The 21,824-nt window shown below is 72.4% G+C and carries 23 protein-coding genes; 10 read left to right on the top strand and 13 right to left on the bottom strand.

All coding sequences use genetic code 11. From position 1 onward, the window contains the following. Window positions 1-209 precede the first annotated feature (209 nt). Together ACWD3E_RS21120 and ACWD3E_RS21115 are read left to right on the top strand one after the other, a co-directional pair. On the top strand, window positions 210-812 hold the full coding sequence (locus tag ACWD3E_RS21120; RefSeq protein ID WP_451389076.1) for a hypothetical protein: 603 nt from the start codon (window positions 210-212) through the stop codon (window positions 810-812). Window positions 813-896: 84 nt separating this feature from the next. Continuing rightward, on the top strand, window positions 897-1,658 hold the full coding sequence (locus ACWD3E_RS21115) for a 3-keto-5-aminohexanoate cleavage protein (protein WP_451389075.1): 762 nt from the start codon (window positions 897-899) through the stop codon (window positions 1,656-1,658). Here the strand turns inward: ACWD3E_RS21115 and soxR are convergent. Next, window positions 1,642-2,097: a redox-sensitive transcriptional activator SoxR gene (soxR, locus tag ACWD3E_RS21110; protein WP_451389074.1), complete on the bottom strand. Its 456-nt coding sequence runs from the start codon at window positions 2,095-2,097 to the stop codon at window positions 1,642-1,644. The two genes, ACWD3E_RS21115 and soxR, sit on opposite strands and share 17 nt — an antisense overlap. A 110-nt stretch (window positions 2,098-2,207) precedes the next feature. On the opposite strand from soxR, the gene ACWD3E_RS21105 reads away from it, so the two are divergent. Then, window positions 2,208-2,669 carry a MaoC family dehydratase gene (locus tag ACWD3E_RS21105; protein WP_451389073.1) on the top strand — a complete coding sequence of 154 codons (462 nt, stop codon included), beginning with the start codon at window positions 2,208-2,210 and terminating at the stop codon, window positions 2,667-2,669. Here ACWD3E_RS21105 and ACWD3E_RS21100 read toward each other — a convergent pair. From ACWD3E_RS21100 to ACWD3E_RS21090, 3 genes are all read right to left on the bottom strand, one after another. Continuing rightward, on the bottom strand, window positions 2,660-3,301 hold the full coding sequence (locus ACWD3E_RS21100) for a TetR/AcrR family transcriptional regulator (protein ID WP_451389367.1): 642 nt from the start codon (window positions 3,299-3,301) through the stop codon (window positions 2,660-2,662). The genes ACWD3E_RS21105 and ACWD3E_RS21100 overlap by 10 nt on opposite strands. Before the next feature lie 113 nt (window positions 3,302-3,414). After that, window positions 3,415-3,702: a YiaA/YiaB family inner membrane protein gene (locus ACWD3E_RS21095; protein WP_451389072.1), complete on the bottom strand. Its 288-nt coding sequence runs from the start codon at window positions 3,700-3,702 to the stop codon at window positions 3,415-3,417. Window positions 3,703-3,786: 84 nt separating this feature from the next. Further along, on the bottom strand, window positions 3,787-4,938 hold the full coding sequence (locus tag ACWD3E_RS21090) for an acyl-CoA dehydrogenase family protein (protein ID WP_451389366.1): 1,152 nt from the start codon (window positions 4,936-4,938) through the stop codon (window positions 3,787-3,789). 89 nt (window positions 4,939-5,027) lie between these two features. On the opposite strand from ACWD3E_RS21090, the gene ACWD3E_RS21085 reads away from it, so the two are divergent. Both ACWD3E_RS21085 and ACWD3E_RS21080 read left to right on the top strand, forming a co-directional pair. Beyond that, window positions 5,028-5,669, top strand: a complete 642-nt coding sequence (locus tag ACWD3E_RS21085) for a TetR/AcrR family transcriptional regulator (protein WP_451389071.1) — start codon at window positions 5,028-5,030, stop codon at window positions 5,667-5,669. A gap of 56 nt (window positions 5,670-5,725) precedes the next feature. Beyond that, on the top strand, window positions 5,726-6,667 hold the full coding sequence (locus ACWD3E_RS21080; protein ID WP_451389070.1) for a DMT family transporter: 942 nt from the start codon (window positions 5,726-5,728) through the stop codon (window positions 6,665-6,667). Between the two features lie 4 nt (window positions 6,668-6,671). Here the strand turns inward: ACWD3E_RS21080 and ACWD3E_RS21075 are convergent, their stop codons facing one another. The 7 genes from ACWD3E_RS21075 to ACWD3E_RS21045 form a co-directional block, all read right to left on the bottom strand. Then, window positions 6,672-7,754, bottom strand: a complete 1,083-nt coding sequence (locus ACWD3E_RS21075; RefSeq protein ID WP_451389069.1) for a Zn-dependent alcohol dehydrogenase — start codon at window positions 7,752-7,754, stop codon at window positions 6,672-6,674. Between the two features lie 15 nt (window positions 7,755-7,769). After that, window positions 7,770-9,158 (bottom strand): aldehyde dehydrogenase family protein, encoded by a 1,389-nt coding sequence (locus tag ACWD3E_RS21070; RefSeq protein ID WP_451389068.1) that lies wholly within the window; start codon window positions 9,156-9,158, stop codon window positions 7,770-7,772. A gap of 124 nt (window positions 9,159-9,282) precedes the next feature. Beyond that, window positions 9,283-10,059 (bottom strand): class F sortase, encoded by a 777-nt coding sequence (locus ACWD3E_RS21065; RefSeq protein WP_451389067.1) that lies wholly within the window; start codon window positions 10,057-10,059, stop codon window positions 9,283-9,285. 216 nt (window positions 10,060-10,275) lie between these two features. Beyond that, window positions 10,276-11,529, bottom strand: a complete 1,254-nt coding sequence (locus tag ACWD3E_RS21060) for an MFS transporter (protein ID WP_451389066.1) — start codon at window positions 11,527-11,529, stop codon at window positions 10,276-10,278. Window positions 11,530-11,618: 89 nt separating this feature from the next. Continuing rightward, window positions 11,619-13,859, bottom strand: a complete 2,241-nt coding sequence (locus ACWD3E_RS21055; protein WP_451389065.1) for a molybdopterin oxidoreductase family protein — start codon at window positions 13,857-13,859, stop codon at window positions 11,619-11,621. Between the two features lie 116 nt (window positions 13,860-13,975). Further along, complete coding sequence (locus ACWD3E_RS21050; protein WP_451389064.1) at window positions 13,976-14,593, bottom strand: TetR family transcriptional regulator; 618 nt, start codon at window positions 14,591-14,593, stop codon at window positions 13,976-13,978. After that, complete coding sequence (locus ACWD3E_RS21045; protein WP_451389063.1) at window positions 14,590-15,159, bottom strand: hypothetical protein; 570 nt, start codon at window positions 15,157-15,159, stop codon at window positions 14,590-14,592. Before ACWD3E_RS21045 ends, ACWD3E_RS21050 begins: the two co-directional genes overlap by 4 nt. A 170-nt stretch (window positions 15,160-15,329) precedes the next feature. On the opposite strand from ACWD3E_RS21045, the gene hmgA reads away from it, so the two are divergent. From hmgA to ACWD3E_RS21030, 3 genes are read left to right on the top strand one after another with little or no spacing between them, the layout of a single operon-like run. Then, complete coding sequence (hmgA, locus tag ACWD3E_RS21040) at window positions 15,330-16,643, top strand: homogentisate 1,2-dioxygenase (RefSeq protein WP_451389062.1); 1,314 nt, start codon at window positions 15,330-15,332, stop codon at window positions 16,641-16,643. A gap of 55 nt (window positions 16,644-16,698) precedes the next feature. After that, the gene (locus ACWD3E_RS21035; RefSeq protein ID WP_451389061.1) at window positions 16,699-17,448 is read left to right on the top strand and encodes a GntR family transcriptional regulator; all 750 of its coding nucleotides are present in this window, start codon (window positions 16,699-16,701) and stop codon (window positions 17,446-17,448) included. Between the two features lie 25 nt (window positions 17,449-17,473). Beyond that, window positions 17,474-18,631: a type ISP restriction/modification enzyme gene (locus tag ACWD3E_RS21030; RefSeq protein WP_451389060.1), complete on the top strand. Its 1,158-nt coding sequence runs from the start codon at window positions 17,474-17,476 to the stop codon at window positions 18,629-18,631. Here the strand turns inward: ACWD3E_RS21030 and ACWD3E_RS21025 are convergent. Continuing rightward, window positions 18,628-19,155 carry a nucleotidyltransferase domain-containing protein gene (locus tag ACWD3E_RS21025; RefSeq protein WP_451389059.1) on the bottom strand — a complete coding sequence of 176 codons (528 nt, stop codon included), beginning with the start codon at window positions 19,153-19,155 and terminating at the stop codon, window positions 18,628-18,630. The genes ACWD3E_RS21030 and ACWD3E_RS21025 overlap by 4 nt on opposite strands. After that, the gene (locus ACWD3E_RS21020) at window positions 19,152-19,874 is read right to left on the bottom strand and encodes a TetR/AcrR family transcriptional regulator C-terminal domain-containing protein (protein ID WP_451389058.1); all 723 of its coding nucleotides are present in this window, start codon (window positions 19,872-19,874) and stop codon (window positions 19,152-19,154) included. The genes ACWD3E_RS21025 and ACWD3E_RS21020 overlap by 4 nt, the downstream gene beginning before the upstream one ends. Window positions 19,875-19,937: 63 nt before the next feature. Between ACWD3E_RS21020 and ACWD3E_RS21015 the strand changes: the two genes are divergently transcribed. Further along, on the top strand, window positions 19,938-20,909 hold the full coding sequence (locus ACWD3E_RS21015) for an ATP-binding cassette domain-containing protein (RefSeq protein WP_451389057.1): 972 nt from the start codon (window positions 19,938-19,940) through the stop codon (window positions 20,907-20,909). Further along, complete coding sequence (locus ACWD3E_RS21010) at window positions 20,906-21,688, top strand: ABC transporter permease (RefSeq protein WP_451389056.1); 783 nt, start codon at window positions 20,906-20,908, stop codon at window positions 21,686-21,688. Before ACWD3E_RS21015 ends, ACWD3E_RS21010 begins: the two co-directional genes overlap by 4 nt. Window positions 21,689-21,824: the final 136 nt, after the last annotated feature.

Raw genomic sequence — 21,824 nt, 5'->3', positions numbered from 1 at the left:
ACCGACGTGGGGTGCGCAGACGTTACCGCCGGTATCCCCGAGTTTGAAGATGAACATGCGTCATGTTTTTGGAGTCGACGAAAGAAGAGGAAGAACAGATGGAGCCGAATCGCCTGTCGATACGTCTATTCGCCGACGTCGTGCGAAGTCCGTGCAATGACGCCGAAGTGACCGAAGTACAGGTGCAGGTGTAACGGAGGTGCAAGGCGATGGCCGGTTTCCGGAGTCTGGCGAGACAGGTACGCGACCCGGACTGTGATCTGGCGCTGCGGCGGTACTCCCTGCGCAAGTGCCTTGAGAAGTTCGCCCCTTACGGGCATCGGGCGACCTGGGACCATCTGTGCTCCCGGGCGGGTTTCGACCCCGAGGACCGCTCCCCCAACCCCGTGCGGCTGGTGGCCGCGCTCGAGGAGCTGGAGGAGGCGCGTACCGTCTGGCTCGCCTACGAGACCGAGTTCACCGAGCGCCGCAGGCGAGAGAAGCACGACGGGCTGCGGCGGCCGGGCAGCGTGGACGACTGGCACCGGCTGACCTGGGGCGGGTTCGGGGTCGCCTGGTGCGACGATCCGCGGGTGCATCCCGACGAACCCCTGGCTGAGGTGCTGCGCCGGCTGATCGCCGCCCTGCGGCGGGTACCGGGCGCGTGCTGCCCGGTGTGCGGCGGCGAGCGCCTCACCTGGAAGTACGGCCTGGACCACGAGCCTTCGTCCGGTCCGGTCTGCACGGACTGCGGAATCCTGGTTCCCCGTCCCGTGCTCACACCCCAAGCCCTGGCCTACGCCAGGCATGAACGGCTGCTGATGTCCGCCTGACCAGCGGATGGAACCGGGGGTGCGCCGGGGGAGGCACCCCTTGTCAGCGGTGTCCTTGTCAGTGCTGTCCGGCACCATCGAGTCATGGTGCAGGTATGTCTCAACGGCCGCCGCACGGCCGCCGACGGCGCGCGGGTGCCGTTGTCCCCGCAGCACATGGCCGGGTCGGCGGCGGAGGCCGTCGCGGCCGGGGCCACGGAGATCCATGTCCACCCCAAGACGCCCTGCGGACACGACAGTATGTCCCCGCGGGTGCTCGCACCGACGCTCGACGCGCTACGGGCGCGGGTGCGCGTGCCGGTCGGGGTGACCACCGGCGCCTGGGCCGAGCCCGACCCGGACGCACGGCTCGCCAGAGTGCGCGGCTGGTCCGTGCTGCCCGACTTCGCCTCGGTCAACTGGCATGAGCCGGGCGCCGAGAAGCTGGCCGAGGAGCTGCTCCGCCTGGGCATCGGCGTCGAGGCGGGCCTCAGATCCGGCACCGACGGGGCGGAGCGGTTCGCGCGCTCACCGCTGGCACCGAGGATGCTGCGGGTGCTGGCGCAGGTGAGCGACCCGGACCCGGCGACCGCCGAGGCCTCGGCCCACGCCCTGCTGGCCGCCATCGGCACGGCACACGGCCGCCCGCTGCTGCTGCACGGCGAGGAGGGCGGCACCTGGCCGGTGCTGAGGCTGGCCGGACGCCTGGGCCTGGCCACGCGCATCGGCCTGGAGGACACCCTGGTCCTGCCGGACGGCCGACCGGCCCGGTCCAACGCCGAGTTGGTGAGGGAGGCGCTGGCGCCTAGGCTCTGTCGTCGCGGGGCAGGCGGGAATTTGACGACAGAGCCTACCCCTCCACCATGAGCCGCGACCCGGACTGCCGTTCACCGAACACGTCGTCCGGGTTGGACAGGACACAGGTGTCCAGGGACAGGCACCCGCAGCCGATGCAGTCCGTCAGGTGGTTGCGCAGGCGGTTGAGCTGCTTGATGCGCTCGTCGAGTTCCGAGCGCCACACCTCGGAGAGACGGGCCCAGTCCTCACGGGTGGGGGTGCGCTCCTCGGGGAGCTGGGCGAGGGCCTCGCGAATCGTGGCCAAGGGGATCCCGACCCGCTGAGCCGCCCGGACGAAGGCCACCCGGCGCAGGGTGTCACGGCTGTAGCGACGCTGGTTGCCGGAGGTGCGGCGACTGCGGATCAGGCCCTTGGCCTCATAGAAGTGCAGGGCGGACACGGCGACGCCACTGCGCGCGGACAACTGGCCGACGGTCAGCTCGTGGATCTTCTCGGGAAGCTGGGGCACTCCTCCAAGACTACCCACCGGTTCGGGCGAAGAGCCGTTGACATCGACCCCCCACCCGAGCATGCTAAGCAGTCGCTTAGAGATGCGAGCGCGAGCGAGAGGCCGGGAAGATGGCAGAACCGAGGACCTTCACCTCCCCCGACGAGCTGAAGGCCGCCGTGGGCGAGCAACTGGGCTACACGGACTGGCTGGAGGTCGACCAGAAGCGGATCGATCTGTTCGCCGAGGCCACCGGGGACCACCAGTGGATCCACGTGGACCCGGAGAAGGCCGCCGCGGGGCCGTTCAGGACGACCATCGCGCACGGCTACCTCACCCTCTCCCTGCTGCCGATCTTCGGCCCGCAGCTGATGCAGGTCGAGGGCGTGAAGATGGGCGTCAACTACGGGACGAACAAAGTCCGTTTCCCCGCCCCCGTCCCCGTGGGCTCCCGGCTGCGCTCCACCGCGACGATCACCGGCGTCGAGGAGGTGAAGGGCGGCGTCCAGGTGACCGTCACCTTCACCGTGGAGCGCGAGGGCGGCGACAAGCCCGTCTGTGTCGCGGAGTCGGTGGTCCGGTACTACGTCTGAGGGGCGGCCTGGCTCGACCCCACCATCCGCAGCACGAGGTCGGCGTAGAGCGCGCCGACCTCCTCGGGGGTGCGCGGGCCGTCCACGGTGAACCAGCGGGCCACGTCGATGCACAGCGACAGCACGGCGAGCGTCGTGCCGTGCACGTCCAGCACGTCGAATTCGCCCGAGGCCACGCCGTCCTCGATGATCCCGCGCACCTCGGCGTCGACCTGGCGACGCAGCGCGACGATCTCCGCGCGGGCCTCCGGGCCGAGCGCGTCCAGCTCGTACTGGACGACCCGCGCAGTGGTGCGCCGTCCGGCGTGCCAGCGGACGAAGGAGCTGACGGCGTCGGTCAGCCGCTCGGTGGCGCTGCCCTCGCGCCGCGCGGCCGTGCGCAGGATGTCGAGGGCCTTGTCGTGGCCGATCCGGCTGATCCGGTGGAGCAGCTCTTCCTTGGTCTTGTAGTGGATGTAGAGCGCCGCCGGGCTCATGCCGGCGCGGCCGGCGATGTCACGGGTCGTCGTCGCGTGGTAGCCGCGCTCGGCGAAGGCCTCCACCGCGGCGACGAGCAGCCGCCGGGCCGCGTCAGGGGTGACCTCGTCCCACGGCTCGACCTCGCCGCCGGTCGTCTCCTCCGCCGTACTCATCGCTCGCTCGCCCCTCTCGGTCAGGAGCACCACCATACCGCCGAAGGTGAGCGGGCGCTTAGCGTGGCCGCCGGGAGCGAGGCGAAAAGATCACCCAATACGTGTCGGAGCCTTCAGATCTTTTCGAAGGGGTCGTGCTCGGCGAGGAGCTTCTCCAGCCGCGCCTGGTCGACGCGGCTGGCGATCTGCCCGGCCTCCTGGCGGTCGCGGATCACCTTGGCGAGGGTGAAGGCGGACGTGACGAGGTAGAGGACGGCGATGGCCAGGAAGGCGCGCACCCAGGCGTCGGCGCTCAGCTGGTAGATGCCGACGGCGGTGGCGGCCATGGCGACCGAGAAGGACGCGACGGCCTGACCGTAGAAGGCGGCCGTGTTCTGCTGCTTGACGGGTGTGTCACTCATGGGACGAGCATCCGCCGGACGTGGCCCTCGCCACATCCGCCGGGATACTCAGACACGTACTCAAGTACTCACGCACTCACCTGCTCAGAACGCCGAAACCCCGGTCAGGGAACGCCCGATGAGGAGCTTCTGGATCTGGCTGGTGCCCTCGTAGAGGGTCATCACGCGGGCGTCGCGCAGGAGTTTGCCGGCCGGGTACTCGTCGATGTAGCCGTAACCGCCGAAGACCTGAAGGGCGTTGTTGGCGGCGCGGACGGCGGCCTCGGAGGCGAACAGCTTGGCCTTGGACGACTCGACGGCGAACGGCTGCGCGCGGTCGATCAGATCGGCGACCCGCCAGGTCAGCAGGCGCGCCGCGTCCACGTCGACGGCGATGTCGCTGATCAGCTCCTGCACCAGCTGGTGGTGGGCGATGGGCTTGCCGAACTGCTCCCGCTGCCCGGCGTACCGGACGGCCGCGTCCAGCGCGGCCTGGGCCAGGCCGACACAGCCCGCGGCCACCGACATCCGCCCCTTGGCGAGCGCGGACATGGCGACGGAGAAGCCCTTGCCCTCCTCGCCGAGCAGCGCCGAGGCGGGCACCCGGACGTCCTCCAGCACCAGTTCGGCGGTGGCCTGGCCTCGCAGCCCGAGCTTGCCGTGGATGGCGCGGCGGCTGAGGCCGGGGGTGGCGGTGGGCACGAGGAAGGCGGAGACGCCCTTGTGACCGGGGGCGTCCGTGGAGCGGGCGAAGAGTACGACGACGTCGGCCCAGGTGCCGTTCGTGATGAACATCTTGCTGCCGTTGATGACGTAGTCGTCGCCGTCGCGCACCGCGCGGGTGGTGAGGTTGCCCGCGTCGGAGCCGGTGCCGGGCTCGGTGAGCCCGAAGCAGCCGACGTAGGCGCCGGCGGTCAGCCCCGGCAGCCACCGCCGCTTCTGTTCCTCGCTGCCCCAGGCGGCGACGGTCTTGGCGACGAGGCCGAGGGAGACGGACACGATCCCGCGCACCGACGAATCCCCGCGGCCCAGCTCCTCGGTCACCAGGCAGTACGCGAGGTGGTCGCCGCCGGAGCCGCCGTACTCCTCGTCGATGGTCAGGCCGAGGAAGCCGACCTCGCCGAGCTTCTTCACGATGCCGCGGTCGACCTCCTCGGCGCGGTCCCAGGCGACGACGTGCGGGGCGATCTCGCGCTCCACGAAGTCCCGGGCGAGCTGCCGGACGGCGGCCTGCTCCTCGCTCAGCTCCAGGTTCACCACGTGATCACCCCACACCAGACGATCTTGAAAGCCGGACATTTAAATTAGCACTGCTAGTTTGCGTGTGCAGCCCTACTATGTGCGCCATGGCCCGACCACGCAAGCCCCTCCTCAGCACCGACCGGATCGTCGAGACGGCACGGGAACTCGTGGACACGGAGGGCCTGGCGGCCGTCTCCACCCGGCGGCTCGCCGCCGAGCTGGGGGTGAGCGGGCCCTCGCTGTACAACCACTTCCGCACCAAGGACGAGATCCTGGAAGCGGTCGCCGACTCGGTGAGTGCACAAGTCGACCTGTCGATGTTCGAGGACGGCCGGAACTGGCGGACCGCGCTGCACGACTGGGCCGTCTCCTACCGGGCCGCCCTGCGTGACCACCCGAACATCGTCCCGGTCCTCGCCCGGGGTCCCGGCCGCCGTCCCGCCGCGCTGCGCCTCGCCGACGCGGTGTACGGCGCGATGGTCGAGGCGGGCTGGCCGGCCGCCCAGGCGACCTCCATCGGCGCGCTGATGCGGTACTTCATCATGGGCTCCGCGCTCAGCTCCTTCGCGGGCGGCTTCGTGGACGACGCGAGCGCGTACGACCCCGCCGACTACCCCCACCTCGGGCAGGCGCACCTGCTGGCCGAGCAGCAGGAGAAGATCGACGCCCGCGCCTTCGAGACGGGGCTGACGGCGCTGCTGGACGGGCTGGCGCAGCAGTACGAGCAGGTACGGCAGGGCGGGTAGCCGCCGTCACGAAAATCCGGCGACCGCCGAAGTGTCCGTACCCCATGCTGGGGCGCATGACCGCCAAGACGAACGCCGCCCCACGTCAGTCGATCCTCGCCGCCGGTGCGGCAGTTGTCTCCGTCCTACTGTGGGCCTCCGCCTTCGTGGCGATCCGCAGCGCGGGGGACGTCTATTCGCCCGGCGCGCTGGCGCTCGGGCGGCTGCTCGCGGGGAGCCTGGCGCTGGGGGTCATGTGCCTCGTACGGCGGGAGGGGTGGCCGCCGAGGTCCGCGTGGCGGGGCATCGGGGTGTCCGGGGTGCTGTGGTTCGGGGTCTACATGGTTGTCCTGAACTGGGGCGAGCAGCAGGTGGACGCCGGTACGGCGGCGCTCGTCGTGAACGTCGGGCCGCTGCTGATAGCCCTGCTCGGCGCCCGGTTGCTCGGGGATCCGATGCCGCCCCGGCTGCTGGCGGGGATGGCCGTGTCGTTCGCCGGTGCCGTGACCGTGGGGCTGTCGATGTCGGCCGGGGGCGGGTCCTCGGTGCTCGGGGTGGTGCTGTGTCTGCTCGCGGCGGTGACGTACGCCGCCGGGGTCGTCGCGCAGAAGCCCGCCCTGGGGGAGGCCGGCGCCCTGCAGGTGACGACCTTCGGGTGTCTCGTCGGGGCCGTCGTCTGTCTGCCGTTCGCCGGGCAGTTGGTGAGCGAGGCGGCCCACGCGCCCGCGTCGGCGACCCTCGACATGGTGTATCTGGGCATCTTTCCGACCGCTCTCGCCTTCACGACCTGGGCCTACGCCCTGGCCCGGACCACCGCCAGCCGGCTGGGCGCGACGACGTACGCCGTTCCGGCGCTGGTGGTGCTGATGTCCTGGCTGGCGCTCGGCGAGGTGCCGAAGGCGCTCACCCTCGCGGGCGGGGTGCTGTGTCTCGCGGGCGTGGCGGTGTCCCGGTCCCGGGCGGGCGGGCAGGAGCGGCGGGTCGCGGCCGGGGAGCCGCGACCCGAGAAGGTGTCCTGAGCCGTCAGAACACCACCAGCGCCCGGCCGCCCTTGCCCGCGAGCATGTTGTCGAAGGCGGCCGGGATGCCCTCCAGGCCGATGCGTTCGGTGACCAGGGCGGACAGGTCGAGGCGGCCCTCGCGCACGTGCTCGGCGAGCACCGGAACGTCGCGGGCCGGGTCGGTGTTGCCGTAGACGCAGCCGGACAGGGTGCGGCCCCAGTGGAAGAGCTCCAGGGCGTTGAAGGTGACCTCCTGGTCCTTGCCGCCGATGCCGACGACGGTCGTACGGCCGCCCCGGCGCGTGGAGTCCCAGGCGGCGCGGATGCTGACCGCCCGGCCGACGCACTCCACGGCGACGTCCACACCCTGCTTGCCGGTGAGGGCGCGGATCTCGCGCGCGGTGTTCTCGGAGGCGAGCACGAAGTCGGTGGCGCCGGCCGCGCGGGCCAGCTCCTCCTTCGCGGGGGAGACGTCGACCGCGATGATCCGGGACGCGCCGGCGATACGCGCCGACTGGAGGGTGGCCAGGCCGACACCGCCGACGCCGAACACCGCGACCGTCTCGCCGGGTTGGACCCGCGCCGAGTAATGGACGGCGCCGTAGCCGGTGAGGACGGCGCAGCCGAGGAGGGCGGCGTCGGTGAGCGGCACCCCGTCCGGCAGGGGCAGCACGCAGGACGCGGCGACCACCGTCTCCTCGGCGAACGCGGCGACGTTCAGGCCGGGGTGGAGGTCGGTTCCGTCGGTGGTGCGGGCGTAGACGTCGGCGGCACCGTTCATCGCGTTGGCGCACAGCCAGACCTCGCCGAGCCCGCAGGCGTGGCAACGCCCGCAGGAAGGCGCCCAGTTGAGGACCACGGGGGCGCCGGGGGCCACGTCCGTGACCCCCTCCCCCACGGCCACGACGGTGCCGGCGCCCTCGTGGCCGAGGACCGCCGGGACCGGCACCCGCATGGTGCCGTTGGACAGGGACAGGTCGGAGTGGCAGACCCCGGCGGCGGCGAGGCGGACCCGGACCTGTCCGGGGCCCGGGTCGGGCAGCTCGATGCCGGTGATTTCCAGCGGGGCGCCGATGGCGGGCAGGACGGCGGCTCGTACGGCCATGGCTCGCGGACTTCCTTAGAACTGGAGGGACTTGGTCTGGAGGTACTCGGCGAGTCCGTGCGCGCCGAGTTCCCGGCCGACTCCGGACTGCTTGTAACCGCCGAAGGGGGCAAGGGGGTTGAACCGGCCGCCGTTGATGTCGACCTGGCCGGTGTCCATGCGCCGGGCGAACGCCACGGCCTCGGCCTCCTCGCCGGCCCAGACGGCGCCGGCGAGGCCGTAGACGGTGTCGTTGGCGATGCGCAGGGCCTCGTCCTCGTCCTCGTAGCGGATGATGCTGAGGACCGGGCCGAAGATCTCCTCCTGCGCGATCGTCATGCCGGGTGTCACGTCGGCGAAGACCGTCGGGCTGACGAAGTAGCCCTGCTCGCGGGGTGATTCGGGGCCGCCGGCAACCAGGCGGGCGCCCTCGGCGATGCCCTTCTCGATGTAACCGCGCACGCGGGCCTGCTGCTTGGCGCTGACGACCGGGCCGATGCGGTCGCCGTACTTGGCGGCGGCGGCCACGGCCAGCTCGACCGCCTCGTCGTACCGGTCGGTGTGGACCAGCATGCGGGTCCAGGCGCTGCATGTCTGGCCGGAGTTGGACATCACGTTGGCGACGCCGACGTTCACCGCCTTGGCGAGGTCGGCGCTCGGCAGGATCACGTTCGCGGACTTGCCGCCGAGTTCGAGGGCGACCTTCTTCACGGCCGCCCCCGCCACCGCGCCGATCTGCCGGCCGACCGCCGTGGAGCCGGTGAAGGAGACCAGGTCGACGCCCGGGTGCTCGGCGAGCGCCTGCCCGGCGACCGGGCCGTACCCGGTGACCAGGTTGAACACACCGGCCGGGACGCCCGCCTCGTGCACGGCCTCGGCGAAGAGCTGGGCGGTGAGGGGGGTGTCCTCGGCGGGCTTGAGGACGATCGTGCAGCCCGCGGCGAGCGCCGGGGCGACCTTGGCGACGATCTGGTGCAACGGGTAGTTCCAGGGGGTGATCGCGCCGACGACGCCGATCGGCTCGTGCAGAACGGTCGAGTTGCCGACCCGCTCCTCGAAGGAGTGGGCCGCGGCCAGTTCGGCGTAGGAGCCCGCGACGGCGATCGGCACGCCCGCGTGCACGGTCTGCGAGAACGGGAGCGGGGAGCCGAGTTCGGCGGTGACGGTCTCGGCGATCTCGTCCTTGCGTGCCACGAGCGCGTCCCGCAGCGCAGCCAGGCGGGCGGCCCGCTCGGCAGGGGGCGTGGCCGTCCAGCCGGGCAGCGCGGCGCGCGCCGCGCGTACGGCGGTGTCGACGTCCAGGGCGCCGCCCGCCGGGACCCGTGCGATGACCTGTTCGTCGGCCGGGTTCACGACCTCGATCACGTCCCGGCTCTCGGCGGGTCGCCAGGCGCCGTCGATGTACAGCCCGTCGTGTGCCTTCATGCTGCTTTCCTCCCGGCGTGCTCACCTCGTCCGACACATAAACTAGCGACGATAGTTTTTCTGCGCCAGACGTACCAGGCCATCATCGCCAGGGCGCCGGGCGATCACTCCTCGGGGTGGGGTTTCAGTGTGCGCCCGCCGCGCGGACGGCCACGAGGTGGGCGAAGACGACCACAGTGCCGGCGTGGCCGGTGCGGCGGTGGTAGGTGCCGCCGCAGGTGATCAGCCGCAGTTCGGGGCGGCCCCGGTCGCCGTAGACCTCACGGTCGGGGAAGTGCGACCTCTCGAAGGTGCGGACGGCGTCCACGGCGTAGACGGCGGTACGGCCGTCGGCACGCCGGACCTCGATGACGCGACCGGGGCTCAGCCGGGACAGGCCCGCGAAGACGGCGGGTCCGGTGTCGGTGTCGAGATGGCCGACGGCGACGGCGGTGCCCCGCTCGCCCGGTGAGGGGCCGTCCTGATACCAGCCGACCAGCTTCGGATCGTCGTCCGGCGGGGCAGTCATGCGGCGCTCACGGTCGAGGCGGAGGCCCAAGACCCGGGCCTGGACGCTCAGATAGGGGATGGCGAGGGCGCTGGCGCGGGAGCGGGGCAGGGGGCGGGGACTGGGGGTGGGGGTGGGGGTGGGGGGACGAGGGGCCGGCGTGGCGGGGGCGGTACTTGGCCGCCCGGCGGGGGTCGCGCTCGCCTGCCCGGTCGGTGCGGGGTCCCGCGGAGGTTGCTCACCGCCCCGGGCGTCCGCGCGGACGGTCGCGCCGGAGTCCGCGGCTGGGCCGTCGCCGCCGCCCGCGCACCGGGCGCCGCTCACCACCAGGACGACGGTCAGGGCGGCCGTGCGGGCCAGGCGGTAGGCGCGCGTCCGGTGCCACGGCCTGCGAACCGGACTACGCGGCGCCATGCGGGCGGCGGCGGAGCCGGAAATGGTCCAGGTGACCTGCTGGTTCCGGTCGAAGTCGAAGGCGTCGGGTCATCGACGGGGTCGGCATGAACCACACTCCGAATCAGGCGATTTTCATACAATCTGCCTTGCCTGACTCTGTGTCACCGGACCTTCGCCCGCCCGGAAGCGGTGCCGAGTCCCCGTCAGAAACCGCTCGGATATCGCTCTTCCGGCTCAACGACGAGCGCGCCCCCGATCCGCTCCCCGGTCCGCTCCCCGGCCCGCCCTCCGCTCCGCCTCCGCCGCCTCCCGGCCCGCGGCGGGCTTCTTCGGCGACCGCAGCGCCACACCCGAGGACAGCAGAAGCAACGCCCCCAGCATCACGAACGGCGCCGCGACCCCGGCCACTCCCGCGACCATGCCGGCGGCGGCCGGGGCGGCGACCTGGCCGAGCCGGTTTCCGGTCAGGCGCAGCGCGAGCGCGGTGGACCGGGCGTCCTCGGGGGCGGCCTGCACGACCGTCGTCATGGACAGCGGCTGCCCCACCCCGAGACAGAAGCCGAGCGCGGTGAGCAGGACCCCGAGCACCCACACCGGCACGGGCAGCGCGACCCCCGCGCACAGCAGGGCCGCGAGGAGACAGGTCACGGTGAGCAGCGCGGGCCGGCCGAGCAGCCGTAGCAACGGGGACAGGACGAGCCGGCAGGCGATCGTCGCACCCGCGCGCAGGCTGAGCAGGACGCCGATCACCGCGGGCGCGATGCCCCGGTGCTCGCCGACCACCGGGAGGTAGGCGGTGAGGACGTCGGTGGCGGACAGCACGGACAGGCTGATGAGCATCCCCGCGGGCACGCCCCGGGCGCGAAGGATCCGTCCGACCGGCACGCGCCCGCCGCGCGGGGGACGGGGGCCCGCGACCGTACGGTCCTCGATGCGCCACAGCGAGGTGAACGCCACGGCGGCGCCCGCCCCCGCCACCACGAGCGCGAGCGCGCTGCTGCGGGCCATGTCGGGGCCGCCGATCAGGGCGCCCGCGGCGGCCGGGCCGATCAGCTGGCCGAGGGAGGCGCCGATGGTGAAGTGGCCGAAGTTGCGGTCCTGTTCGTGCGGCGCGGACCGGCGGGCCACCAGGGACTGCGCACCGATCACGAAGCAGAGGTGGCCGAGCCCCATCACCCCGCTCCACAGAGCCATCCCCCAGAGGGATTTCACGAGCCCGCTCAGCACGCAGCCGCCGGAGATGAGGACCACGCCCAGCGGGAGCAGGGGCGCGCACCGGCCGTGGTCGGTACGGCGGCCGAGCGGTACGGCGGCGAAGAGCGGCAGCAGGGCGTACACCCCGGCGATGACGCCGACCGCGCGCTCGTCGGCGCCCAGCGCGAGGGCCCGGTAGGACACGGCGGGCCGGGCCATCGACACCGCCCCCTGCGCGAAGCCGAAGGCGATGACGAGGCGGAGCAGCCAGCCGCGGTTCCCGCCGGGCCTCATGAGTCCATCCTCCCCCTTGTGCGTCCTGCGGCGCGCCGAGGACGACCAGCGAGGTCAGCGCCGCCCGCAAATAGGCGCAGAACTCCAGGTCACGGCCTTGCGGTGAGTGCGGCGACCTCGACGGGCACCCCGTTGAGGACCGCGTTGCCCGACAGCGGGTCGAGCAGGCTGCCGTCGAGGAGCTGGTTGACGTTGACGCCCGGGTCGGTGGCCGCGTGGGTCAGGCGGGTGCCGGGGCGGTCGTGGCCCCAGCCGTGCGGCACGCTCACCACGCCCGGCCGGACGCCGTCGGTGACCTCGGCCGGTGCGATCACCTCTCCCCCGGCGCCCTTCACGCGTACGTCCGCCCCGTCCTGGACGCCGAGGCGTGCCGCGTCCTCGGGGTGGATGTGCACGGTGCAGCGGTTGCTGCCGCCGGTCAGGGCGGGCACGTTGTGCATCCAGCTGTTGTTGGAGCGCAGATGGCGGCGGCCGACGAGGAGCAGCCCGGCGGGGCGTTCGCGCAGGGCCGCGTGCAGCCGGGGCAGGTCGCCGGCGATCGGTCCGGGCAGCAGCTCTATCTTGCCGCTCACGGTCTTCAGCGGCTGCGGCAGGCGCGGGCGCAGCGGGCCGAGGTCGATGCCGTGCGGGTGGGCGAGCAGCTTGTCCAGGGTCAGCCCGTCGGGCCGGGCGCCGAAGCCGTCGCCGTACGGGCCGAGGCGCAGCATCAGGTCGAGCCGCCGCTCGGGACCGGTGTCGCCGGTGAGCTGCGCGGCCAGCTCCTTCGGGTCGCGGCCGTGCACCGGGGAGTGGGACTCCCGGACGGCCTTGCCGAGGGTCTGGTCGATCACCATCGCGTCGACGGCGGCCGGGTCGGCGCCGTGCATGCCCGTAGCGGCCAGGATCAGCCGGGCGAGGATCTCGGACTCGGCCATGCGGCCGGGCTCCAGCGGGACGGCGGACCGGGTGTAGCGGACCTGGTTGCGCACGGCGAGGGTGCTGAAGGCGAAGTCGTGGTGCGGGCTCTGGGAGGGCGGGGGCGGCGGCAGGACGACGTCCGCGTGGCGCGAGGTCTCGTTCAGGTACGGGTCGACGCTGACCATGAAGTCCAGTGAGCCCAGGGCCTTGTCGAGGCGGTCGCCGTCGGGCGCGGACAGCACCGGGTTGGCGGCGAGGACGATGAGCGCGCGGACCGGCTCGCCCTCGTCGCTCGCGGTGTCGATCTCCTCGGCCAGCGCGGAGAGCGGCAACTCGCCCTTGGCCTCGGGGTGTTGCCGTACCCGGGAGTGCCAGCGGCCGAGCGTGAAGCCGCGGCCGGGGCCGGCCGGGCGGGGCGTCTTGTCGGTGGCGGCCTGCGGGAAGAGGGCGCCGCCGGGCCGGTCGAGGTTGCCGGTGAGGATGTTGAGGACGTCGACCAGCCAGCTGGCCAGGGTGCCGTGCGGGACGGTGCAGCTGCCGATGCGGGCGTAGACGGCGGCGGTGGGGGCGGCGGCGAGTTCGCGGGCGAGGGTGCGGATGAGGTCCGCGTCGACGTCGCAGGCACCGGCGACGGCCTCGGGGGTGAACTCCCGCAGGGCGTCTTGTACTTCGTCCACTCCCTGCACGTGCGGTGCGAGGTCCTTGAGGTCGGCCAGGTTCTCCTCGAAGAGCACGGTGGCCATCGCGGCGAGCAGCAGGGCGTCGGTGCCCGGGCGGATCGCGAGGTGCCGGTCGGCGAGTTTCGCCGTGCGGGTACGGCGCGGGTCGATGACGGTGAGGGTGCCGCCGCGCGCCCTGAGCGCCTTGAGCTTGCCGGGGAAGTCGGGCGCGGTGCACAGACTCCCGTTGGATTCCAGAGGGTTGGCGCCGATCAGGAGCAGATGGTCGGTGTGGTCCAGGTCGGGCACCGCGATGGCGTTGGCGTCGCCGAACAGCAGCCCGCTGGAGACGTGTTTGGGCATCTGGTCGACCGTGGAGGCGGTGAACAGGCTGCGGGTGCGCAGCGCGCCGAGCAGGACCGGCGGGTAGAGGGCGCCGGCCATGGTGTGCACGTTGGGGTTGCCGAGGACCACGCCCACGGAGTCGGCGCCGCACCCCTCCAGGACCGGGCGCAGCCCGGCGGCGACGGCGTCGAAGGCCTCCTCCCAGGTGGCCTCGCGCAGGGCGCCGTCCTCGCGGACGAGCGGGGTGCGCAGCCGGTCGGGGTCGCCGTCGACGGCGCCGAAGGAGGCACCCTTCGGGCAGATGAACCCCTTGCTGAAGACGTCCTCGCGGTCGCCGCGGGCTCCGGTGACGCGGGTGCCCTCGATGGTGAGGGTCAGCCCGCAGGTGGCCTCGCACAGGGGGCAGATTCGCAGGGCGGTGCGGGACACGGGTCCTCCCGGTTGTCGGCGGCGGTGCCGGGCGAGCACGTTCAGGCAGGCTCGGGGGTGAGCATACCGACCAGTAGGCATGGAGGGGAGCCCCTGCAGCCACCCCGCGCAGAGGCTCAGTCGAGGACGCGCCCCAGGTACGCCCGCAGCAGCTCCCGCGTCTCGCCGATGATCGCCTCGTCCCCCTGGGGGTCGAGGCGGAACGCGAGCTGCACCAGGGTGTCCGCGCTCTCCACGGCGACGAGGAAGACGCGGCGCAGGTCCTCGTCCGGGGTGCGGCCGAGGTAGCCGGAGAGCAGTTCGGTGAGGCGGTCGGCGACCCGGATGTTGGGCTCGGCCAGCCGGACGCCGACCGGGATCTGGTTGCCGAAGTCCACGAGGCAGAAGCCGGGCGCGGTGCGTTTCATGGTCAGGTACTCGTCCAGCACCGCGTCCATGGCGGCCCGCCAGTCGCCGTCGCGCACCTCCTTCAGGCGCTCGGTGACCCGCTCCGCGTACCGCTCCAGGTTGCGCTGGGCGAGGGCGTCGGCCATCTGCCGTTTATTGCCGAAGAAGCGGTAGACGGAGCCTATGGGCACTCCGGCGCGCTGGGCGACGGCCCGGGTGCTCAGGGCGTCGTAACCGACCTCGTCCAGCAGGTCGGCACAGGCGTCGAGGATTCTGGTCAGCCGCTCGGCGCTGCGGCGTTGGACGGGGGCGCGGCGGAGCGAGGTGGCGTCGGACACGGACCTCATGATGCCTTTCCGCCGGGATCCGGTGAACCTCGTCCCAGAGGGTGAACCGGATCCGCGTCCGCGCCGGACGCCGTTATGTCGGCGGTGCTCTCGACCTTCCTGCCGTGCACGGCCCACACGGTGTCGTCGTCGGCGTACAGGCGGGCGGTGACGTGGTGGGTACCGCGCGGGACCAGGCGGCCGGCCAGGTGGAATTCGGGGGTGTGCAGCCGGGCTACGCGTCGGCCGTCGACGAAGAGGCAGGCGAGGCCGCGCCCGGACACCGCCTTCGGCTTCGCGCCGGTGGCGGAGAAGCGGAAGTGCTGGAACGTCAGCCGGACGTCCCAGCCGCCGACGGAGTCGGGGGTGACCTCGACGCCGACCTCGGGCGCGTCGTGCTTGCCGACCTCGCGCAGGTGCCGGCCGGTCTCGTCGGTGTCGTCCAGGACCTTGCCCACCGGTGAGGAGGACACGGCGCCGCCGCTCCCGTGCGCCTCGCCGGTCCCGCAGCCCGCCGCGCCGAACGGCAGCAGGAGGCAGACCGCGAGCACGGTGAGGGAGCTACGGGTCCATGACGTCCATGACATGCACCGGAGACTAGAACACCCCTCCGACACCCGAATCCCCCTGAAGTCTGGTTCTCCTCCTACCCCGGAGGGAGGAGCAGAGGTCCTCTTGCGTCCGCACTCCTACATTCCTACGGTGATACATAGGAATCAGTCAGGTATCACCGTCGCAAGGTCGCAAGGGAGCGAGCATGAGCGCGGACGCGCGGAAGACCGCCGAGGGACTGTCGTATCTGTCCGGGTTCGGCAATGAACACGCCTCGGAGGCGGTGCCGGGCGCCCTGCCCGAGGGCCGCAACTCGCCGCAGCGCGCGCCGCTCGGCCTGTACGCGGAGCAGCTGAGCGGTACGGCGTTCACCGAGCCGCGCGCACACAACCGCCGGTCCTGGCTGTACCGCATCCGCCCGTCGGCCGCGCACCCGGCGTTCACCCGCACCGACAACGGCGCGATCCGCACGGCCCCCTTCACGGAGGCGGTGCCCGACCCGAACCGGCTGCGCTGGAACCCGCTGCCGGAGCCGCCCGCGGGGACCGACTTCGTCGGCGGTCTGTGGACGCTGGGCGGCAACGGCGACGCGGCCCAGCGCACCGGCATCGCCGTGCACCTGTACCACGCCAACTCGTCGATGGAGCGCGTGTTCAGCGACGCCGACGGCGAGCTGCTGATCGTGCCGGAGCGCGGCGGGCTGCTGCTGCGCACCGAGTTCGGCCTGCTCCACGTGGAGCCTGCCCATGTGGCGCTGATCCCGCGTGGGGTGCGCTTCCGTGTGGAGCTGCTCGATGAGTCGGCTCGCGGTTATGTGTGCGAGAACTATGGGGCGCCGTTCCAGCTCCCCGATCTCGGGCCGATCGGCGCCAACGGGCTCGCCAACGCCCGCGATTTCCGGGCGCCGGTCGCCGCGTACGAGGACGTGGAGGGCCCGGTGGAGGTGGTGAACAAGTTCTGCGGCAATCTGTGGACGGCCACGTACGACCACTCCCCCCTCGATGTGGTCGCCTGGCACGGCAACCATGTGCCGTACGTCTATGATCTGCGCCGTTTCAATGTGATCGGCACCATCTCGTACGACCACCCGGACCCGTCCATCTTCACGGTCCTGACGTCCCCGTCCGACACCCCGGGGCTGGCCGGCGTCGACTTCGTGGTCTTCGCGCCGCGCTGGCTGGTGGGCGAGGACACGTTCCGGCCGCCGTACTTCCACCGGAACGTGATGAGCGAGTACATGGGCCTGATCGAGGGCGCCTACGACGCGAAGGCCGAGGGCTTCGTGCCGGGCGGCGGCTCGCTGCACAACATGATGTCGGCGCACGGCCCGGACCGCGAGACCTTCGACCGGGCGAGCGCGGCCGAGCTGAAGCCGCAGAAGATCGACGACGGCCTGGCGTTCATGTTCGAGACCCGCTGGCCGGTGACCCTCACCCCGCAGGCCGCCGGGGCGGACCACCTCCAGCAGCGCTACGACGACGTGTGGCAGGGTCTCGAACGGCACTTCCGCATGCCGTGACCACTCCGTCCGCCGGCATTGCGCTGACCGTTCTTCACCAGATACGGATAGCCCAGTGACCTCATTCGCTCCGGATTCGATCGTCCTGAACCGCAAGCTGCCGCTCTGGTATCAGGTGTCGCAGTCGCTGCGCGCCTCGATCCTCGGCCGCTCCCCCCGGGACCCGCTGCGCCTGCCCACCGAGGAGCAGCTGGCGGAGCACTACGGCGTCAGCGTGCTGACCATGCGGCAGGCGCTGAAGGAGCTGGAGGACGAGGGGCTGATCAGCCGGCACCGGCGGCGTGGCACGTTCATCGAGCCCGACGTCCGGCGCGCCGCCCCCGTGCGGCTGCTGGGCTCGGTGGACGCGATCGTGGCCCAGCAGTCCGGGATGACGACCGAGCTGCTGGACCACGGCACGGCCCCCGTGCCGGGCGAACTCACCGAGTACTTCCCGGACCTCGCGGAGGTGGCGACGTACCACCGGCTGCGCAGCGACGAGAAGACCGGCGAGCCGACCAACCACGCCGTCAACCACGTCCGCCCCCAACTGGCCGCGCGCATCGACCTGGAGGATCTGGTCCGCTGGCCGATGACCAAGGTGCTGCGGGACGTCGTCAAGGCGGACATCAGCCGCATCACGGACACCGTGGAGGCCCGGCTCGCCGACCCGGAGACCGCCCGGCTGCTCCAAGTGCCGCTGCTCAGCCCGATCCTGCACTACACGGGCGTGACGTACGACACCGACGGGCGGGTGCTGGACGTGGCAGTCATCCATTATCGGGGCGACCGCTTCTCCTTCACGGTCACGCTGGACGCCACCTGATCCCGCGGCGCAGTCAGGCCTTACCATGCCCAGCGTGACGCACGACGACGCTCCGCCGCTGGCGGACCTCATGCCGTGGTCCGTCGCACCCATGCGGCCGGGCCGCGCCTGGCCGCTGGCACCCGACCCGGCTTCCCTGAAGGCCCGCTGGGACGCCCTGCTGAAGGCCGAAGGCCCGGACCGGGAGGTCCTGTTCGGGCCGACCCGCGCCCGCACGCTCCACTCGGCGGTGGGCCAGCTGCCGGGCCGCTCCGGTGGAACGGAGCGGCTGGCACGCGCCGAGGGCCCCTGCGCCGAGCCGGTACGGGTCCTGGCGGCGCCCTTCGACGAGCAGTGGCTGATCCCCGACCACCGGCTGATCGACTCGGCCCGGCCGGAGCTGTGGCGGGTGGCCGACGGGCAGCAGGTGTTCGTCGCCGAGACGGCCGGCGAGGAGCCGGTGCTCGCGACCGCGCTGCTCCCCACCCTCCGCACCGGCCGCGTCCGCCCGCTGTACCGCCGCCCCGGCGGCACGGAACCCAACCTGGCGCCGGGCCTGCTGGACCACCTGACGGCCAGGCTGGGCGGGCCGGTGACACCACCGGACGTGCTGGCCTGGATCCTCACCGCGATCCGCCCCGACCTCTCCGTCCCGCTCACCGGGGACGCCGAACTCTGGGCGAGCGGCGTGGAGTTGGGCCACCGCACACTGTGGCTGCTGCGCCGTGACGGCGAACGCCCCAAGCTGCCCGGTGGCCGCCGCCCCTACGTCCGTGCACCCCTGCCCACGCTTCCTTCGACCCTCCACTACGACCGCGACGAGGAGGCCCTGCACCTGGACGAGGGCCGCGTCTCCCCCGTCCCGCCGACGGCCTGGGACTACGAGGTGGCCGGAGTCCGCGTCCTGGAGGCCTGGTTCGCGGCGCGCACGGCCCCCGCCGAGCCGGGCACCCTCGCCGCGATCCGCCCCGCGACCTGGCCGCAGACCTGGACGTCGGAACTCCTGGAACTGATCACGGTCCTGGCCCTGCTGGCGGAACTGCGCCCCCTGAGGGCGGAGTTGCAGGCGAAGACGACCTCGACCCTCACGACGACCGAACTGAGCCGCGCCGGCATCCTCCCCCCGCCGGACTCGTCCCGCCGCCCCGCCTCGGTCCTCGACCACCCCGAGGAGGGCCCGGAGGGCCAGTTCGCGTTGCTCTAGCGGCTGCGCAGGGCGGCCTCCAGCCGGGCGATGTCCTCGGCGTCCTTGGCGCGGCGGGGCCGGGAGGGATCCCAGACCGGCATCATGCGCTTGATCTCGATCTGGGCGTGCGGGCTGACGATCGGCACCACCAGCTCGCCGATACGCCCCGGCCCGGCGTCGAGCAGCCCGTCCGGCCAGGGCGTTCCGGCCCAGGGGCCGCCGGCGACCGTCACGCGGCCCGCGGCGCCCCGGTCCAGCAGGGTGAAGCTGCTGTCCAGGCCGTCCCTTACGAAGTCGAGCTGGAGGTCGGCGGGCGGGCCGGGCACCGGGCGGTGGCCGAGGCCGGTCAGGGCCGCGCGCAGGGGTGCCGCGTCCAGGGCCCAGGCGAACCAGTCGATGTCGCCGTGCTCGCGCGTGACCTCGCCGAGGAAGAAGTCCATCGCCCAGCCGCCGCGCAGCCACAGCTCGATGCCGCAGCGGCGGGCGGCCTCCAACGTCTCCGCGATCAACGCGAGTTGACGACCGGAGCGGTCCTGGCTCACCGAGCTCCCCGCTCCGGGTCGAACCCGTCGAGGACCCGTTCCAGCGCCCGCTGGAACACCGCCTCCATGTCGACCGGACCGGGGTCCGCCGTGAACGCCGCCGCCAACCTCGGATACGCGCCGGAGGCGATCTGGCTGCCCAGGTAGGCCATCCGGGCCGCGCTCTCCTCCTCCTCGGACCACGGCAGGGCGCGGACCCGTTCGGCGGTGTCGAGTTCGTTGCGGACATAGGCCGTCACGACACCGTTGAGCATCGCGATCAGTTCCAACTTGGCACCGGAGGACGCCTTCAGCGGGTCGAGGCAGGCCAGGCAGTGCTCCAGGTAGCGCAGAGCGTGCGGACTGAAGCCGTAGACCGGGGACATCAGGCGCGGCAGCCACGGGTGGCGGTGCATCAGCGCGCGGGTCTGGTGCGCGACGCGGAGCAGGTCGGCCCGCCAGTCGCCGCTCGGCTCCCACGGGGCGTGCTCCGCGCTGACCGCGTCCACCATCAGCTCGTACAGGTCCTCCTTGCGGGGGACGTAGTTGTACAGCGACATGGTGCCGCAGCCCAGTTCGGCCGCCACGTGCCGCATCGACACCGCGTCGAGCCCCTGCGCGTCGGCGATCCGGACGGCCGCTGCGGCGATGTCGTCGCGCGTGTACGCCGGCTTTGGCCCCCTGCCCGTGCGCTCGGGGCGGGCCCAGATCACCTCGGGTACGGCCCCTCGGACTGCCATCGGTCATCACCTCGGCCACCATCGTAGTTACGTACACCGTACGTAGTGCGCTATGGTCACCCCATGACTACTACGTACGCTGTACTTAGTGAAGGGCTGGAGAAGCGCTTCGGCGCTGTGCGGGCCGTGCAGGGCCTGGATCTGGCCGTGGCCCGGGGCACGGTGTGCGGGCTGCTCGGGCCGAACGGGGCGGGGAAGACGACGGCCGTGCGGCTGCTGACCACGCTGCTGCGGCCGGACGGGGGCTCGGCCCGGGTGGCGGGGCGCGATCTGGTGCGGCAGGCGGCGGCCGTACGGGAGCGGATCGGGGTCACGGGGCAGTACGCCTCGGTCGACGGGGACCTCACCGGCCGGGAGAACCTGCGCCTGTTCGCGCGGCTGCACCGGGTCCGGGGGCCTGCCGAGCGCGCCGGTGAGCTGCTGGAGCGCTTCGGGCTCACCGAGGCGGCGGACCGGAAGGCGGCCACCTACTCCGGCGGCATGCGGCGCCGGCTGGACCTCGCAGCGAGTCTGATCCGGCGGCCCGAGGTGCTCTTCCTGGACGAACCGACCACCGGACTCGACCCGGCCAGCCGCAACCGTATTCACGAGGCGGTCCGGGAGCTGAAGGCGGACGGAACGACCGTGGTGCTGACCACGCAGTACCTGGAGGAGACCGACCAACTGGCCGACGACATAGCCCTGATGGACCGGGGCCGGATCGCGCACACCGGCTCGCCCAGCGAACTCAAGGCGCTCATCGGGTCGTTCGCCCAGGCCGTCGTCGCCCATCCCGAGGCGCTGGTGCGGGCAGCCGCCGTGCTCGATCAACTCACGGGCAGCGAGCCGGTGTTCGACCGCGAGCGCAACTCCGTCGGCGTGAACACCACCGATCCGACCCTGACCCTGCCCCGGCTGGTGCGCGAACTCGACGCGGCCGGTGTGCCGTTGCTGGACGCGAGCCTGCGCCCGCCCACCCTCGACGACGTCTTCCTCCGGCTCACCGGCGAACCGGCCGACGGCACGGAGCACGGCAGCAAGGAGCGTGCGGCATGAGCGCGTTGGCGTACGACGGTCTCGCGATGACCGGACGGCAGCTGCGGCGGGTCCGCAACAGTCCGGGGCTGGCCGTCCTGACCCAGATGATGCCGATCAACATGCTGCTGTTCTTCGGCTATGTGTTCGGCAGCGCGCTGGCGATGCCCGGCCGCGAGTACCGCTCCTTCCTGGTCCCCGGTCTGCTGGTGGCGACGGCGGCCGGCGGGCTGATGACCGGCATGTTCCAGGCCGCCCAGGACACGCACCGGGGGGTGATGGACCGGTTCCGCACGATGCCGGTGAGCCGGGCCGCCATCCCCCTCGGGCAGGCGGTCGCGGACCTCGTCGTCACGACCGTGGGCACCGTCCCGCTGCTGCTGGCCGGGCTCGCCGTGGGGTGGCGGATCGAGGGGTCCGCGCTCGCGGCGGCCGGGGCGGTGGGGCTGCTGCTGCTCTTCCGGTTCGCCTGCACCTGCGCCGGGATCTTCCTGGGGCTGCTCACCCGCAGCGAGGAGGCGGCGGGCCAGCTCGGCTCCTCCTCCTTCGTGCTGCCCCTGCTGTCCAACGCGTACATCCCGACCGGCAACCTCCCCGCCTGGCTGCGCACGCTCGCCGAGTGGAACCCGATCAGCGCGGTGACGACGGCCCTGCGGCACCTGTTCGGCAACACGCCTGTCCCGGCGGACTCGGCCTGGCCTGTGGCGCACCCGGTCGCCGGGTCGCTGGCGTGGAGTCTCGCGCTCATCGCCGTGTTCCTGCCGCTCGCGGTGCGCCGGTACGCACACGGCGAACGCTGACGCTGACGCGAGCACGGGCACGGGCACGGGCACGGGCACGGGCACGGGCACGGGCACGGGCAGGCGGTGAGGCGTACCGCACGCGGTACTGACAAGGGCGCCGGTCGCGGGACATGATCCAGCGCATGGAACAGGC

This window comes from Streptomyces sp. NPDC002676 (assembly GCF_053592455.1).
Note: the sequence above shows the minus strand (reverse complement) of the source record. Positions and strands in the feature narration are given on the sequence as shown.

Bases quoted from the DNA above. Each gene is read 5' to 3' on its own strand.
- ACWD3E_RS21020 (WP_451389058.1), bottom strand. From the start codon at position 19,874: ATGGCAGTCCGAGGGGCCGTACCCGAGGTGATCTGGGCCCGCCCCGAG.
- ACWD3E_RS21045 (WP_451389063.1), bottom strand. From the start codon at position 15,159: ATGTCATGGACGTCATGGACCCGTAGCTCCCTCACCGTGCTCGCGGTC.
- ACWD3E_RS21080 (WP_451389070.1), top strand. From the start codon at position 5,726: ATGACCGCCAAGACGAACGCCGCCCCACGTCAGTCGATCCTCGCCGCC.
- ACWD3E_RS21065 (WP_451389067.1), bottom strand. From the start codon at position 10,059: ATGGCGCCGCGTAGTCCGGTTCGCAGGCCGTGGCACCGGACGCGCGCC.
- ACWD3E_RS21015 (WP_451389057.1), top strand. From the start codon at position 19,938: ATGACTACTACGTACGCTGTACTTAGTGAAGGGCTGGAGAAGCGCTTC.
- ACWD3E_RS21100 (WP_451389367.1), bottom strand. From the start codon at position 3,301: ATGAGTACGGCGGAGGAGACGACCGGCGGCGAGGTCGAGCCGTGGGAC.
- ACWD3E_RS21095 (WP_451389072.1), bottom strand. From the start codon at position 3,702: ATGAGTGACACACCCGTCAAGCAGCAGAACACGGCCGCCTTCTACGGT.
- ACWD3E_RS21115 (WP_451389075.1), top strand. From the start codon at position 897: ATGGTGCAGGTATGTCTCAACGGCCGCCGCACGGCCGCCGACGGCGCG.
- ACWD3E_RS21060 (WP_451389066.1), bottom strand. From the start codon at position 11,529: ATGAGGCCCGGCGGGAACCGCGGCTGGCTGCTCCGCCTCGTCATCGCC.
- ACWD3E_RS21120 (WP_451389076.1), top strand. From the start codon at position 210: ATGGCCGGTTTCCGGAGTCTGGCGAGACAGGTACGCGACCCGGACTGT.
- ACWD3E_RS21075 (WP_451389069.1), bottom strand. From the start codon at position 7,754: ATGGCCGTACGAGCCGCCGTCCTGCCCGCCATCGGCGCCCCGCTGGAA.
- ACWD3E_RS21105 (WP_451389073.1), top strand. From the start codon at position 2,208: ATGGCAGAACCGAGGACCTTCACCTCCCCCGACGAGCTGAAGGCCGCC.
- ACWD3E_RS21010 (WP_451389056.1), top strand. From the start codon at position 20,906: ATGAGCGCGTTGGCGTACGACGGTCTCGCGATGACCGGACGGCAGCTG.
- ACWD3E_RS21085 (WP_451389071.1), top strand. From the start codon at position 5,028: ATGGCCCGACCACGCAAGCCCCTCCTCAGCACCGACCGGATCGTCGAG.
- hmgA (WP_451389062.1), top strand. From the start codon at position 15,330: ATGAGCGCGGACGCGCGGAAGACCGCCGAGGGACTGTCGTATCTGTCC.
- ACWD3E_RS21070 (WP_451389068.1), bottom strand. From the start codon at position 9,158: ATGAAGGCACACGACGGGCTGTACATCGACGGCGCCTGGCGACCCGCC.
- ACWD3E_RS21030 (WP_451389060.1), top strand. From the start codon at position 17,474: ATGCCCAGCGTGACGCACGACGACGCTCCGCCGCTGGCGGACCTCATG.
- ACWD3E_RS21050 (WP_451389064.1), bottom strand. From the start codon at position 14,593: ATGAGGTCCGTGTCCGACGCCACCTCGCTCCGCCGCGCCCCCGTCCAA.